Below are 13,126 nucleotides of genomic sequence, written 5' to 3'. Positions count from 1 at the left end.
GGCGCACCACTTCGCGCGCCCGCCGAGTCAGGCCCCTGACCCTGTTGCCCTGCCTGCCCGTCCTGTCCCGCGTGACGCTGCAGGTCCGCGAGCTTGCTCATGCCGATCACCGTGGCGCCGAGCGTGCCGAGCCCGACGCCCGCGAGGACCAGGACGGCCCCGACGAACAGGCCGAACAGCAGGGTCGTCAGCCGTCGGCCGCGCCGGGGCGCGGCGTGCGGGCGTCGGGCCGGACGGGTTGTGGTGCCGCCGGCCGGTTCCTGACCGGGCATGGGCTTGGGACGCAGTGCGGTCTGTTCCATGGATCGCCTCCGGCAGGTGCTCTACCCTGCGCACCGGCGCACAACGAGCCACGAACGAGTGAGACTGACACAGGGTCAGAAATGGGCAGCCATAGGCGTCCGCCCGGACCCCTCAGGCCGTGTGACCGTCGTGGCCGCCGTGTCCCGCCCCGTGGTCGAACTCGAGCACCTCCTTGGGCATCACCACGAAGGGCCGCATCATGCCCATGTCCTCGTGTTCGAGGAGGTGGCAGTGGTACATGAACCGGCCGTACGCGCCGTCGAACTTCCCCATGACGCGCAGGATCTGGTTCCCCGGCACCCGGAAGACGTCCTTGTAGCCGCGCTCGTTGGGCGCCAGCGGTATCTGTGTGGCCGCGTCGAAGGCGATCGGACTCCGGGTGCCGCCGACCGCCGGGTCGAAGCCCGAGACGTTGTACGCGTCCCGGCCCAGGAGCTGGAAGTCGGCCAGGTGGATGTGCATCGGGTGGACGATCGGAGCGAGGTTGAGGAAGCTCCACTGTTCGTGACTGCCCTCGGCGATGGTGAAGCCGAGGCCGTCGTTGAACGTCCGTGCCGTACGCCGGTACGTCTTGGTCGTTCCGTCCTGGCCGGTCACCTGGATGACGCCCTCGGCGGGGAACTGGATGCCGGTCGGGTCGGCGACCTCGGTCATCTCCCAGATCTCCGGATGTCCGCCGCCGCCCTTGGTGGCGGGCGGGGTGAGGACGATCAGCCGGTGCCCGTGCTCGATGTCGTGCGTGAGGCGGCGGAAGGAGCCGGAGAGCACCTCGGGCAGTTCGAAGCCGTCGTTCACGCACTCCTCGCGCACCCGGAACTCCATGACCTCCGGGTAGCGCACGTCGCTCGCCGGGTCGGGCACGCCCGGCGCCTGAGCGCGACCCTTGTTGACCAGGCGCAGCTTCCGCCCGGCGAGCCCCCTGAAGTCGACGAGCAGGTCGAAACGCTCGGCCGGGGCGGCGGTCAGTGTGGGCAGCGCTCCGTCGAAGTCGACGGGGACCGGGCGCGGCAGCAGTCCGCCGTCGCTGCCGATCTGGTGGACGACGCCCGGGACCGGGTTGTTGTCCTCGTCGACCAGGACGAGGTTGTAGATGCGCGCGTTGGACGCGTTGACCAGCCGGAAGCGGTACCAGGCGGCGTCCACGTCGGCGTACGGCCAGATACGGCCGTTGACCGTGGTGTACGGGCCGGTGAACGGGATGGAGACCGGCTTGCCCGTCTCCGGGTTCTCCTGCTGCACGACGACGGTCTTGTGCAGCAGACGTCCGTTGAGGCGGCCGTCCTCGTCCGTGTCCAGGTTCCGGTCGGCGAGCAGCAGCGGTATCTCCCGCTCCCCGCAGGGGAGATGGAGGGCGTCCTCCTCGTCGTCACGGACGAGGTAGGTGCCGTAGAGGCCCGCCAGCACGTTCCATCGGGTGATGTTCATGGCGTGGTCGTGGTACCACCACTGGACCGCCTGGTGGTCGTTCGGATACTCGGAGAGCTGGGCGTCGCCGAAGCCCACGGCGTTGTCCGCCCAGCCGTCGTTGCCGCCGCCCGTCTGGGCGCCGTGCAGATGGGTCACCGACCAGGCGGGCAGGGCCGCCACGTCCTTGTTGGGCTCGACGCCCTCGCGGCCCGGTTCGGTCGTCGCGGGCGGGGTCCCCGGTGCGCGGACCGGGACCTCCACGGCGGTGACCGGGTATTCGCCGTCCGCGGGAATGCGGTTGGTCCAGGCGATCCGGACGCGCTGCCCGCGGCGCACCTCGATGGTCGGGCCGGGCACCTGTCCCTCGTACCCCCACATCAGGGTCGGCGGCAGCTGCGGGTGCAGGCGCACCCAGGCCGGGCGCAGGGCGATCTCGGTCTCCTTCAGCACGTCCTCGGACGCGGGCCGCAGGACCGGAGGGACGGGCAGCGGCGCCACGTACGGCGTCAACTCCCCGGGCGCGGGCTCCTGTTCTCCCGTAATGCTTTCTGTAGGCCTCTCAATGATGTCGGTCAAGGTCGAACACCCCCGTGTTCTGATGGTCTGTCATTCCGTTCCACTCACCTCATAAGACTCCTCGGGAATTGCCGAAGTTCCCTGAATGCGTGATTCCGTACGAGAAGGTTCGGAAACTGGTAATGGACGGCGATATTCCCGTTGTCAGTGGGGGCTGTTACGTTCTGCGGCATGACCGATCACGCCCTGCGGCTGCTGCGACAGAGCCGTTCCGCCGCCGAACTGGCCGCGTTCCCCTTCGACTTCGACCTCGACCGCGCCGACCACGGGGAGGAGGTCCGCCTCGCCTCGGGCGGAGAGCTGACCCCGGTGGCCGGCGACGGCACGGGAGGCACGTTCTTCGTGTGCGCGGACGGATCGGTGCTGTACGCCGGCTCGGAGGGCTCGGCCGGGATCATCGGCTCCAGTGCCGACGAGGCGCTGGAGACAGTGATCGGTCTGCCCGGCTGGCACGACTACCTGGATCTGTCGCCCGCCGACGGTACGGAGAAGATCCTCGCGCGCATGGCGGAGACCGAGCAGGAGATGCGCGAGGACTTCGACATCGACGCCGAACGCGCCGAACTGCGCGGCGCCCTGGGGCTGCCCGAGCGCTCCCCCGTAGAGCTGATCGGCATGCTGCACAAGGCCCTGCTGCGCACCGAGCCCGACTTCCTGCTGCTCAACGCGGAGGAGGGCGGGGCGTACGAACTGCTCGACCGGCATCCGCGCCCGCCCCTGTGGGAGCCGGTGCTCGCCCGTGGCCGGGCCGACCTGGCCGTGCTGCGGGCGGCCGACGGCCCGGTGGTGTGGGATGAGGTGGCCCGGGATCCGCTGCGCCGCCGACTCGCCCTGCGGGCCGCGCAGTTCGACCGCGCGGACGGCGATCTGGGCCTGCTGCGGCATCTGGTGCGGTACGAGGCGGAGTCGTCGATGACGGACGAACTGCGCCTCGGAGCCGTCCTCGTGGGCCTGCACGGACTGGCCGAGGATCTGCCGCTGCTGCACGAGGTCCGGGACACGGACTTCGACACGGCGTGCGGTCTGGGCGAGCTGCCGGGGTCCGGGGCCCCGGGTGCCGAACTGCGGCAGTGGGCACTGGAGACGGACGCCTTGATGTTCGGCACGGACCCGGCGGACGAGCCGGTGTTCACCTGGACGGAGCTGGCCCGCGACCAGGGCATGACCGAACTGGCCCGGGTCACGCTGATCCGCCTGCTGGACGAGATCGATCTGGGGCTGTATCAGCATCGACTCGGGCAACCCGTCGGTGCACCGGAGGCTCTGGACACCTCCCCGCTGCGTGGCCTGAGCCACGAGTTCCAGGAACTGGGCGACCGGTTCCAGGCCTTGCGGGCCCAGCGGCTGCTCGCCGGCCTCCCGGACACGGCCTGGGCCCGGGTGTCGGCCCGGCTGACACAGGCTCGCCTGGAACGGGAGCTGGGGCAACTGCCGCAGGCCACGGCCACGTTGGCGGCCCTGCGCGCCATCCTCACCGACCCCCGGGATTCCTCCCTGCGGCTCTGGCACGGGGTGAACCTCGGCCGTTACATCGCTGAGGAGCACTACGCCCTCACCCGCGCGCTGGCCGACGCGGACCTCCCTCAGGAGGCCCGCGCCCTGCTGGCCTCCTCCGACGCGATACTCGGCGAGCTCTCGGGGAACGCCGCCACGGGCGTACGGGAGCTCGCCGAGGAGACGGCGGAGCGGGTGCGCGACCTCGGCTGACGCAGGACGGGCGCGTACGTACTGGTGGGCGGGAGCCGTCAGCCGACCGCCAGTGCCGAGCTGCTGCGGTCCGGCAGGAAGCCGTGCGACCTGCGGGCCAGGTAGTCCGACTTGTAGCGGGGTACCTGCTGGTGCCAGTGCAGGATGCCGGACAGCCAGTTCCGCAGCTCGTCCACATAGCCGTCCATGATCGCGCGTGCCTCGTCCGTGAGTTTGAAGTCCTCGTACAGGACCGGGAATTCATGGGCGGCGACATGCTCGAACTGCTGCATGCGCTGGGTCATCAGATCGTGGATGATGCCGAGCGCGGTCGGGTAGTCGCAGTCGAAGAAGTTCTGGACAACGAGGATGCCGTTGTGGATCTCGCCTTCGTACTGGATCTCCTTCTGGTACGAGAAGACGTCGTTGATGAGCATCGCGTAGTCGGAGGCCGCCTTCTCCAGCGACTGGACGGGGCCGCTGCGGTAGACCTCCGGCGGGACCGTCCGGCCGTGGCCGATGCGGCACAGGCTCATGGTGAGGTCCGAGCCGAAGGTGGCGCGGCGCATCTCCAGGTAGTCGATCGGGTCGGGGATGCGGTTCTGGGTCATGTTGGACAGTTCCCACACCCAGCTCTCGGTCATGACGTCCACCGCGGCACGGAACGTGCGCCGCTGGTCGGGGGTCATCGCGACCGTCGTACGCCGCCACAGGTCGATGAGCCCGCGCTCCATGCCGTTGACCGGCACCGGGAACCCGTCGCCCTCGATGGGCATGCAGGCGGAGAGCCGCTCGGTGCACAGGCGGGCCGCGGCCAGGTCGCGGCGGTGGCCGAAGACGAGGGGGTAGTAGTCGTCGCCGTAGGTGCCCCAGGACAGCCAGGCGGAACTGAGGTCGAGGGCGTCGGCCGTCGCGTCCGGGTGGATGCCGGCCGCGCACAGCGGCAGGTCGGCGGCGGCGAGCTTGTCCTCGTCCCAGACGCCCTCCTGGAGCATGCCCATGCTGTGCATCCAGTCGGTGAGGCGGTACCGGGCGCCGTCCAGATGCGGGCAGAGAGTGAGGCGGAACGGCATGTAGAAATCCGGCAGTTGGGACGGGCCGACCTTCTGGTAGGGCACATGCGTGTAGGCACGCAGGCGTTCGGCGCCGGCCGAGGCCAGCAGTGCGCCGATGTTGGTCGCGGACGTACCGAAGGCGCCGACCCCGAACGGCCGCGACTCCTCCAGGGCCCCTTCGTTCATGTACCGGCTGGAGCGCAGATGCCACTCGTGGCCGCCGGACTGCCAGTCCTGCAGCCCGCGCGTGTACGCGGCCACCGCAGCGACCTGGTCCGGTGCGAGGCCCTTCTCCAGGGCCAGGCCGGGCACTTCGGTGAACGCGGTGTGCTCGAACTGGTGCAGCCGTGAGGTGAGGATGTCGTTGACGGTGTCGGCGGCCTCCTGGGTCGTGCACCCGAAGAACGTCTCCAGGACGAGTACGCCGTTGCTCAGCTCGCCCTCGTCCTCGACCTCCCGCTGGTAGGAGAACAGGTCGTTGCGCAGGTGAACGCCGTCCGAGAAGGTCTCCATCAACACCCTGAGCGGCCTCGACTCCGCGACGGACGCGGGCACTTCGGCGGTCGCGTACTCAACGAGCCCCGCCGACCAGGGCGCGCCGCCGACCTTGCGGCGCATCTCGATGTACTCGACGGGGTTGGCGATCCGCCCCTCGTTCATGTTGGACAGTTCCCACATCGACTCGTTCAGCAGATGCTCGGTGGCGACGGAGAACCGCCTGCGCCAGTCCACGGACATCGACGGAACCGTGCGTGCCCAGAGGTCGGCGAGGCCCGCCTCCACCGGATTCTGCGGCTCCGGTACGGGAGTCGAGAGGTCGAGCGGCATGAAAAGGGGCAGCCGGTCGAGATAGGCCTTGCCGCCGTCCCGGTCCTGGCTGCGTTTGAAGACCTCCAGGAAGTGGTCGTCGAAGAAGAAGACCCACACGTACCAGTCGGTGATGAGCGAGAGGTCGGGCCCGTCGCAGTCGGGGTGCGTGTACGCGCACAGCAACCCGTAGTCGTGCGCGTCGAGGTCGGACTGCTCCCAGACGCCTGAGCCCTCCAGCATTCCCATCTCCCGTGCCCAGACGGTCGAATGGGCACGCGCCTCGTCGAGATGCGGATTCAGGCGCGCGGGATACGGCATGTAGAAGTGCGGGAGTACGAACGGCTGTGTCATGGGCGGGGCCCTACCCCTACCCCGGACGTGCCATCCACGGAGTGGGACATGATCACACCATCGCGTGAATCAGGACCGATTCCGGGATTCCGGACGGGCGCTGTGAGTTCACTCGACATGCGAGCACTACGAGATTTCCTGCGAGTCCTACGAGACCTCACCCGCCCCCGAGCGCACCGCCCGTCCGACCTGCGCCCTCAGCGCCACGAACTCGGGCAGCCCCCGCGTCCCGATCTGGTCGCGCGGGTTGGGGAGCCCGACCGGGAGGTCGAGGAGGACGCGGGAGCCGGGGCCCGGCGACAGGACGACGACGCGGTCGCCGACGTACACGCTCTCGTCGATGTCGTGGGTGACGAAGACGATGGTCGCGCCGTCCGTGCGGTGCACCTCGAGGAGCAGGTCTTCGAGATCCTCCCTGGTCTGGGCGTCCAAGGAGCCGAAGGGCTCGTCCATGAGGAGCAGAGAGGGACGGCAGACGAGCGCGCGGGCGATGGCGACACGCTGCTGCATACCGCCGGAGAGCTGCCAGGGGTGGCGGCGGGCGGCACCGGCCAGACCCACGCGCTCCAGGATCCGTTCCGCCTCACCGCGTCGTTCGGCCCGGCCGAGACCACGGCGGCGCAGCGGCAGCGCGACGTTCTCGCGCACGGTGAGCCAGGGGAACAGGGAGCGCCCGTAGTCCTGGAACACGACGGCGAGCCGGTCGGGCACACCGGAGACGGGCGTGTCGTCGACGGCGACCGTGCCCTCGTGGGCGGGCAGCAGCCCGGCGATGGTGCGCAGCAGCGTGGACTTGCCGCAGCCGGACGGGCCGACGACGCACAGGAGTTGGCCGTCGGGCACGGTGAGGCTGATGTCCCGCAGGACGCTGTGGTCGCCGTAGTGCTGGCCGAGGGAGTCGAGGGTGAGCATCCGGATCGGTCACCTGTCCTGAGGGGCTGGGGTCATGTGGTTCGCTTGCTGCCGAGCAGCCGCTTCTCGACCGCCAGCAGGCCGGTGTTGAGGAGGTATCCGAGGGCGCCGAGCAGGACCAGGGCGGCCCATACGGTCAGCAGGTCGGAGCGCGACTGGGCGTCGGTGAGGGTGAAGCCGATGCCGTTGGCGGTGCCCGGCAGCAGCTCCGAGAACACCATGAGGATGAGGGAGAGCGAGAGGCTCAGCCGAAGCCCGGCGAAGATGCGCGGCAGCGCGGAGGGCAGAAGCAGCAGCCAGAGCCGTTCGAACGCGGTCAGACGCAGCACGGTGGCCACTTCGAGCCGCAGCGGGTCGACATTGCGCGCCCCGTCCGCCGTGTTGATCAGCACGGGCCATACGGCACTGAAGACGATCGACGCGATCTGCATCTGCGTACCGAAGTCGAGCACGACGACGAAGACGGGTACGAGGGCCGGGGGCGGGACGGCGCGCGCGAACTGGAGGACCGGGTTGCACAGGGCGTGCGCCCGGCGCGACCGCCCGACCGCGATACCCAGTGCCACCCCGGCGACGGCGGCGAGCGCGAACCCGGTGGCCATCCGGCCGAGGCTGGGCAGGATGTTGTCGACGGCGGCATCGGTGAGGAAGAGATGGCTGACGGGGCCGGAGAACCACAGATCGTAGGCGTGGCGTGCGATACGGCCGGGAGGAGGGAAGTAGACGCTGCCGTGCGCACGGGCGGCGAGCTGCCAGACGCCCACGGCGAGGGCGAGCACGAGCCAGCGGAGCAGGGCGCCTCGGGCGAGGGAGCCCACACGGGCGGCATGGGAGGCGATGGGGGTGGGGGCGGTGGTGGAGGGGGCACCGGTCCCGGCGGTCCCGGTCTTCTTGGTGGTGTCCGCGCGTGGTGGCTGGTCGGCCGTGGGCCCGGGGCGGCCGCTCATGGGTGGACCTCGTGGTCGGAGACGTCGGCGGCGGACCGCTCGCCTCGCACGGGAGCGGACGCAGGGCGTGCTTGGCGCTCGCGCGGCCGGTGTTCCGGTGTCCAAGGAAACGCTCTGCGTTCGCACCGCACGAGCACCCCGTCGATGACCAGGCCCAGGGTTCCGGCCCACACCACCCCGGCTAGGACGTCCCGGGTGCCGTCGGTCGCCGTGCCCGCCTGGGCGATGAAGATGCCGAGGCCCTCGCCGAAGCCGGCGAGGATCTCCGTGGCGACGGCGAGGATGAGGGCGATCGCGGCCGAGATGCGGATACCGGCCGCGATGAAGGGTGCCGTGCCGGGGAGTTCGACGTGGAGCAGCACGGAGAGGCGGCCGAAGCCGAAGGCGCGCAGGGTGTCCTTGGCGAGGGGGTCGGTCTCGCCGAGTCCGTAGACGGTGTTGAAGAGGATCGGCCAGACCGAGGCGTAGGTGATCAGTACGACCTTGGTCTCGGTGCCCGAGCCGAGCAGCAGGGAGACCAGGGGGATCAGGGCGACGGACGGCATCGGGCGCAGGAACTCGACGATCGCGCGTACGGCGGCGTCGACGACCGGCACGCTCCCGAGCAGCAGCCCCAGCGGGATCGCTATCGCGCAGGCCAGGCCCAGTCCCAGGGCCCATGCGCGCAGGGTCGCTCCGAGCCCGTCCAGAAAGGCCCGGTCGCCCGCCAACTCCACGGCCCGGGCGAGGACTTCGGACGCCGGCGGCAGATAGCTGCGCCGTACGATCCCGGCCCTGCTCACCGCCTCGCACACCCCGAAGGCGAGGAGCACACCGAGAACACCGAGCACCGGCTCGTGCCGTACGCGTACCCGACCCCGGCCCAACTCCCGTGCCTGTGCCCGTTCTCGTACCCGTTTCACCGCACCAACAGCGTCGCCGGATCGATCGCCTTCTTCAACAGCCCTTGTTTCTGCATCAGTTCGGTCAGCCGGGCGATCTGTGTGGCGTCCATGACCGGTGGGAAGACCGGCAGGTCGATGGATTTCGCCTGGTCCGTCGTCACCTTCGTGTACGTCGGCACCACTGCGCGTACGGCCGACGGGTCCTCGCCGGCGATCTGCGCGGCGGCTTTGATGGCCCGTTGGAAGGCGGCGAGGGTCTCCGGGTTCTCGGTGGCGTACTGGTTGGTGGTGACGTAGCCGCTGAGGGGGATCGTCTCGACGGGCGGGGACGAGCCGTCGATGAGCACCCTTGCCTTCAGTTCGTCCTGGATGACGCTGTCGAAGGGCTCGACCACGTGGATGGCGTCGACCTGCCCCTTCTCCAGCGCGGCACCCATCTGCGGGAAGGGGACCTGCCGGTATTCGGGAAGCCCGACGCCCGCCTTCTCCAGGATCTCGTTGAAGGTCAGCGACTGGACGTTGTTCAGGACGTTGACGGCGACCTTGCGGCCCTTGAGGTCGGCGACGGTCTTGATGTCCGAGTCCTTCGACACCAGGACGTCCATCATGTGCGGCGCGGCTCTGATCGACTCGGCGACGATACGGATGTCGAGGGTGCCCTTCTCATGGGCCTGGAAGTAGGTGACGTAGTTCGCGCTCGCGACCACGTCGACCTGGCCCTTCGCCAGCGCGGGCAGCGCCTGGAGGCTCTGCTGGACCTGCGTGATACGGACGTCGAGGCCCTCCTTCTCGAACAGACCGCGGTCGCGCGCGATGTAGAGCGCGACGCAGTCGATCAGCGGCAGGGCGGCGACATCGATCCGTTCCTTGCCGCCGTCCGAGGAGGACGAGTCCGAGCCGTCGCCGCCACAGGCCGCGACGGCGAGAGTCAGGGCGGCCAGCACCGCCGCGAGTTTTCCTCTTCCGAAACTTCCCGAGCTTCCCGGAGTTTCCGAGCGCAATGGACGTAACGCCATGGGCGCATGCCTATCAAAGATTTGACATGATCACCACAGGTCAACGAGCCACCTGGACCACCGCACGCGTACCGCTCGTCCGCCAGCGCTGCCCCTCGGCGGCCACGAGCGCGGTCTCGGTACGGGCGTCGAGGCCGACGATCACGTCCGACTTCAGGGTGCGCAGGGCGGCCACGGGGCCGGGGAAGTACGCGGTGACGTCAGCGAACGGCGTGGTCGGGGGCCGGAGTCGGTCACCGACCAGACGGCGGTAGTTCAGGTCGCCCTTCATCACGGTGACCGTGGCCGAGGCGAAGTCCTCGCGCAGGTCGTCGGGCATCGCCGCGTACGGGAGCGGGGCGCAGGAGAAGGGGTGGGCGCGTACCGCGAGGCGGCCGTCGGCCATCGCGGACCAGAGGCGGTGGCCGTACGCGGCGGCCTCCCCCGGGGCGCGGGTCAGCCGACGCAGGGCGTCGACGACGTCGGCGGTGGTCGCGTCGGAGACGAAGAACGGGTGCGGTTTCACGTGCAGGACAGCGCGTTCGGCGTAGCCCCGGGTCAGCAGGTGGTCCAGGAGCAGCAGATCGGGGACGAGTTCGCGGCCCGCGTTGTCCGCGACCAGGCACACCGTGCCGGCGGCGCGTCGGGTGGGCCGGAGCAGCGACCAGAGGGACTCGCTGTCGTCGGCGACGAGCCCCGCCGCCTCCCCGCCCTCGTCCGCGCCGGAGAGCCGGAAACCGAGGTCGGCCCGGTTGCCCCACAGCGACCCGTGGAGCAGGGCGCGCGCCTGTTCCTCCTCGGGCCTGCCCACCAGGTCGTCGAGCGCGGCCAGTTCCTCGTCGGTCTCGGGGGCGTCCAGTTCGGCGAGCTTGAAAGGGCGGAAGGGGTCGATCCCACGCCAGGCGCCGGCTCCCCCGTCTCCGCCGAAGTACCCGACCACTTCGAGGAGTTGGCGGTAGAAGTACCCCTCCGCCCACAGCCACGGCACGTCGAACCAGGACCGCCCCGCGTACTCCCGGGTCCCCCACTCCTCCCACTGCTCCCGGTCCTCGGCCCCGGCCGGGAGCGGTTCGACGGCGCCCTCGGTGCAGTTCTTGAGGAGCGCGTCGAGCGCGCGGTGCTGCTCGGGGCCGTACGGGAAGGCGTCCCGCACCTTCTGGATGAGCGCGGGATGCCGTTCGGCCAGCACGCTCCAGGGGAACGAGCCCGGCTCGTTGGAGAGGATCACGGGCGGGGACACGGAGTCGGAGGCAGGCATGAGCCTCACGCTACCGCCCACGAAACACCCGGCCCGGAACCCCGCAACGCGGCGCCCGAGCGGCTGGGGAGCTCCCTCAGGGGCGCGGGAACTGGCTCCGGGCTGCGCGCCACCCGTGCGGGCACCCGGAACTCCCTCAGGGGCGCGGGGCTGTGACATTTGCGGCTCCGCCGCGGGGCGCGACCAGCCACAACCGACCAGTCACCCGGCACTCAACCGCAAGCCCCTCCCCAGTAGCCGCACGGCCCGTCTCACGCCACGACCCTTATCTCCCGCTCCAGTTGAGCCACCAGGCTCAGATACCGCGCCCGCCTCGGCGTCGGCACCAACGCCCGAATGGTGAGGCGCCACATGTCCGCCGTGCGGCGGGGCTGGCGGGCCACCGGCTCCACCGCCCGGCTGACCACGCGGCTGCCGACGAAGAAGCTGACGAGGGAGTGCGCCATCGCGTCGACGTCGACGTCCGGGTGGACGTCGGACTCCTTGACCGCGCCGAGGAGTTTGCCGGACGCGATCTCCGACCACTCGCGGAACGGGTGCCGCAGCGGCGGCCGTACGACGACATCGCCGGCGGCGAGACGCAGGCCCGCCCGGGAGATCGGGCCCTCGACGGCCATCCTGGTGATTCCGAAGGTGATGCGGATCAGCGCTTCGAGCGAGGAGTAGCCGCGGCCCTCGATGTCCCTGGCCATCCGCCGGGAGGTCCTGGACTGGATCTCCAGGATGGCGTGGGCCAGATCCTCCTTCGCCGCGAAGTGGAAGTAGAGGGCGCCTTTGGTGACATGGGCGTGCTCGACTATGTCGCTCAGGCTGGTCGACTCATAGCCATGGCGGTCGAACAGGTCGGCCGCGGCCGTGATGATCGTCGCGCGGGTCTGCTCGGCGCGTAACTGCCTCGCCATCGGCGCCCACCCCTTCCCACACCGTCCCGGCGCTCTCGAACTCCCTGAAGAAAAACGGGATATGCCGTTTGTTTCTTACTGCCTGTACAAGATAGCCGACCGTTCCACGGTGCCCACCACACACTCGAAAACCGTGTGTCCCTCCTGTGTTCCCACCACCTTCAGGGCCCCGTCACCTTGATCCGTCGACTCTATCCAGGTGGGCAGGTCCAGCTCGGCGAACTGATGGAAGGTCGTGTCGAAGGACACGGGTATCACCCCACCGTCGGGGCCGGTGCGCGCCAGCGCCGCCTGGCGGGCGGCCTCCAGGAGCAGCATGCCCGGTATGTGATCGAGAGGATGGTCGAAGAAAACAGCATGACCGGTATCAACTCGCAACTGCCAGTCACGATCGGCCTGTTGGGGCAGCGCCAGGACGACGTCCGCCGCCGAGTCCCGGCCCACGTCGGCGGCCGGCAGCCCCGGCGGGACGGGCAGCGCGGTCACGCCGGCCGCCGTACGACCGCCGCGCAGCCTGCTGAAGACGGCGCCGCTGGTGCAGGTGAAGGCGACGTCGGCATGCGCGACCAGCTCATCGTCCAGCAGTACGTCGGCCGCGTAACGGGCCGAAACCAGGCGCTTGCCTCGATGGCGGATGTCGGAGAAGGTGATGTCGACGATGGGTTCGGCAGGGACCGGCCCGACGCCCAAGTGCTCGGGGAACGTGGTGATCCGGAACTCCTGGAGCACGAACTGGTGGTCCAGGGGCACCTGGTACTCGGTGTGGTTGAGCAGGGTTCCGGCCTGACGCACGGTCTCCACGACGAGCAGCGGATCGTAGGCCGTCCGGTCGGGCGACACGTGTAAACAGTGGACTCGCGGCCACTGCGCGGAGACGCTGAACCGGTCGGTCTCCGTTCGGGACCAGCCGGTGGGGAACGTCTCCGCGATCGCCGCACGGTGCACGAGTTGGCGCGGAACGCTCGCCGTCATGAGTGGGATTTCGGCAGACTGCGGCACTGGAAGCAATGTCTCTCCCTCGGTCCCCCGAATGGCGTGGC

The 13,126-nt window shown here is 69.8% G+C and carries 10 protein-coding genes and 1 pseudogene; 1 reads left to right on the top strand and 10 read right to left on the bottom strand.

Annotation, left to right across the window (positions count from 1 at the left end):
• Nucleotides 1–302: pseudogene (locus ACWCRB_RS16235) on the bottom strand (PDZ domain-containing protein); the annotation flags it as partial.
• A gap of 112 nt (nucleotides 303–414) precedes the next feature.
• Nucleotides 415–2,286: an O-aminophenol oxidase PhsA gene (gene phsA, locus ACWCRB_RS16230; protein ID WP_450996665.1), complete on the bottom strand. Its 1,872-nt coding sequence runs from the start codon at nucleotides 2,284–2,286 to the stop codon at nucleotides 415–417.
• Nucleotides 2,287–2,457: 171 nt separating this feature from the next.
• On the opposite strand from phsA, the gene ACWCRB_RS16225 reads away from it, so the two are divergent.
• On the top strand, nucleotides 2,458–3,993 hold the full coding sequence (locus ACWCRB_RS16225) for a hypothetical protein (protein ID WP_450996664.1): 1,536 nt from the start codon (nucleotides 2,458–2,460) through the stop codon (nucleotides 3,991–3,993).
• Nucleotides 3,994–4,031: 38 nt separating this feature from the next.
• On the opposite strand, the gene cyc2 is transcribed toward ACWCRB_RS16225, so the two are convergent.
• The 8 genes from cyc2 to ACWCRB_RS16185 all read right to left on the bottom strand — a co-directional run bounded on the left by cyc2 (nucleotide 4,032) and on the right by ACWCRB_RS16185 (nucleotide 13,058).
• Nucleotides 4,032–6,188 (bottom strand): germacradienol/geosmin synthase Cyc2, encoded by a 2,157-nt coding sequence (gene cyc2, locus ACWCRB_RS16220; protein ID WP_450996663.1) that lies wholly within the window; start codon nucleotides 6,186–6,188, stop codon nucleotides 4,032–4,034.
• 147 nt (nucleotides 6,189–6,335) lie between these two features.
• Nucleotides 6,336–7,100 carry an ABC transporter ATP-binding protein gene (locus ACWCRB_RS16215; RefSeq protein ID WP_450996662.1) on the bottom strand — a complete coding sequence of 255 codons (765 nt, stop codon included), beginning with the start codon at nucleotides 7,098–7,100 and terminating at the stop codon, nucleotides 6,336–6,338.
• 32 nt (nucleotides 7,101–7,132) lie between these two features.
• Nucleotides 7,133–8,047, bottom strand: a complete 915-nt coding sequence (locus tag ACWCRB_RS16210) for an ABC transporter permease (protein ID WP_450996661.1) — start codon at nucleotides 8,045–8,047, stop codon at nucleotides 7,133–7,135.
• Nucleotides 8,044–8,949, bottom strand: coding sequence for an ABC transporter permease (locus tag ACWCRB_RS16205; protein WP_450996660.1), 906 nt, complete (start codon nucleotides 8,947–8,949; stop codon nucleotides 8,044–8,046). Before ACWCRB_RS16205 ends, ACWCRB_RS16210 begins: the two co-directional genes overlap by 4 nt.
• A complete protein-coding gene (locus ACWCRB_RS16200; protein ID WP_450996659.1) occupies nucleotides 8,946–9,875 on the bottom strand; it encodes an ABC transporter substrate-binding protein in 930 nt (309 codons plus the stop codon). Before ACWCRB_RS16200 ends, ACWCRB_RS16205 begins: the two co-directional genes overlap by 4 nt.
• Nucleotides 9,876–9,987: 112 nt before the next feature.
• Nucleotides 9,988–11,184, bottom strand: a complete 1,197-nt coding sequence (locus ACWCRB_RS16195; RefSeq protein ID WP_450996658.1) for a damage-control phosphatase ARMT1 family protein — start codon at nucleotides 11,182–11,184, stop codon at nucleotides 9,988–9,990.
• 251 nt (nucleotides 11,185–11,435) lie between these two features.
• Entirely contained in the window at nucleotides 11,436–12,086 is a 651-nt protein-coding gene (locus tag ACWCRB_RS16190; RefSeq protein WP_405534896.1) for a ScbR family autoregulator-binding transcription factor, read from the bottom strand.
• A gap of 75 nt (nucleotides 12,087–12,161) precedes the next feature.
• The gene (locus ACWCRB_RS16185) at nucleotides 12,162–13,058 is read right to left on the bottom strand and encodes a ScbA/BarX family gamma-butyrolactone biosynthesis protein (RefSeq protein ID WP_450996657.1); all 897 of its coding nucleotides are present in this window, start codon (nucleotides 13,056–13,058) and stop codon (nucleotides 12,162–12,164) included.
• Nucleotides 13,059–13,126 lie beyond the last annotated feature (68 nt).

This window comes from Streptomyces sp. NPDC002156, from assembly GCF_053593675.1.
This window is presented reverse-complemented; position numbering and strand designations above follow the sequence as displayed.

Bases quoted from the DNA above. Each gene is read 5' to 3' on its own strand.
- ACWCRB_RS16215 (WP_450996662.1), bottom strand. From the start codon at position 7,100: ATGCTCACCCTCGACTCCCTCGGCCAGCACTACGGCGACCACAGCGTC.
- cyc2 (WP_450996663.1), bottom strand. From the start codon at position 6,188: ATGACACAGCCGTTCGTACTCCCGCACTTCTACATGCCGTATCCCGCG.
- ACWCRB_RS16185 (WP_450996657.1), bottom strand. From the start codon at position 13,058: ATGACGGCGAGCGTTCCGCGCCAACTCGTGCACCGTGCGGCGATCGCG.
- ACWCRB_RS16225 (WP_450996664.1), top strand. From the start codon at position 2,458: ATGACCGATCACGCCCTGCGGCTGCTGCGACAGAGCCGTTCCGCCGCC.
- ACWCRB_RS16210 (WP_450996661.1), bottom strand. From the start codon at position 8,047: ATGAGCGGCCGCCCCGGGCCCACGGCCGACCAGCCACCACGCGCGGAC.
- ACWCRB_RS16190 (WP_405534896.1), bottom strand. From the start codon at position 12,086: ATGGCGAGGCAGTTACGCGCCGAGCAGACCCGCGCGACGATCATCACG.
- ACWCRB_RS16195 (WP_450996658.1), bottom strand. From the start codon at position 11,184: ATGCCTGCCTCCGACTCCGTGTCCCCGCCCGTGATCCTCTCCAACGAG.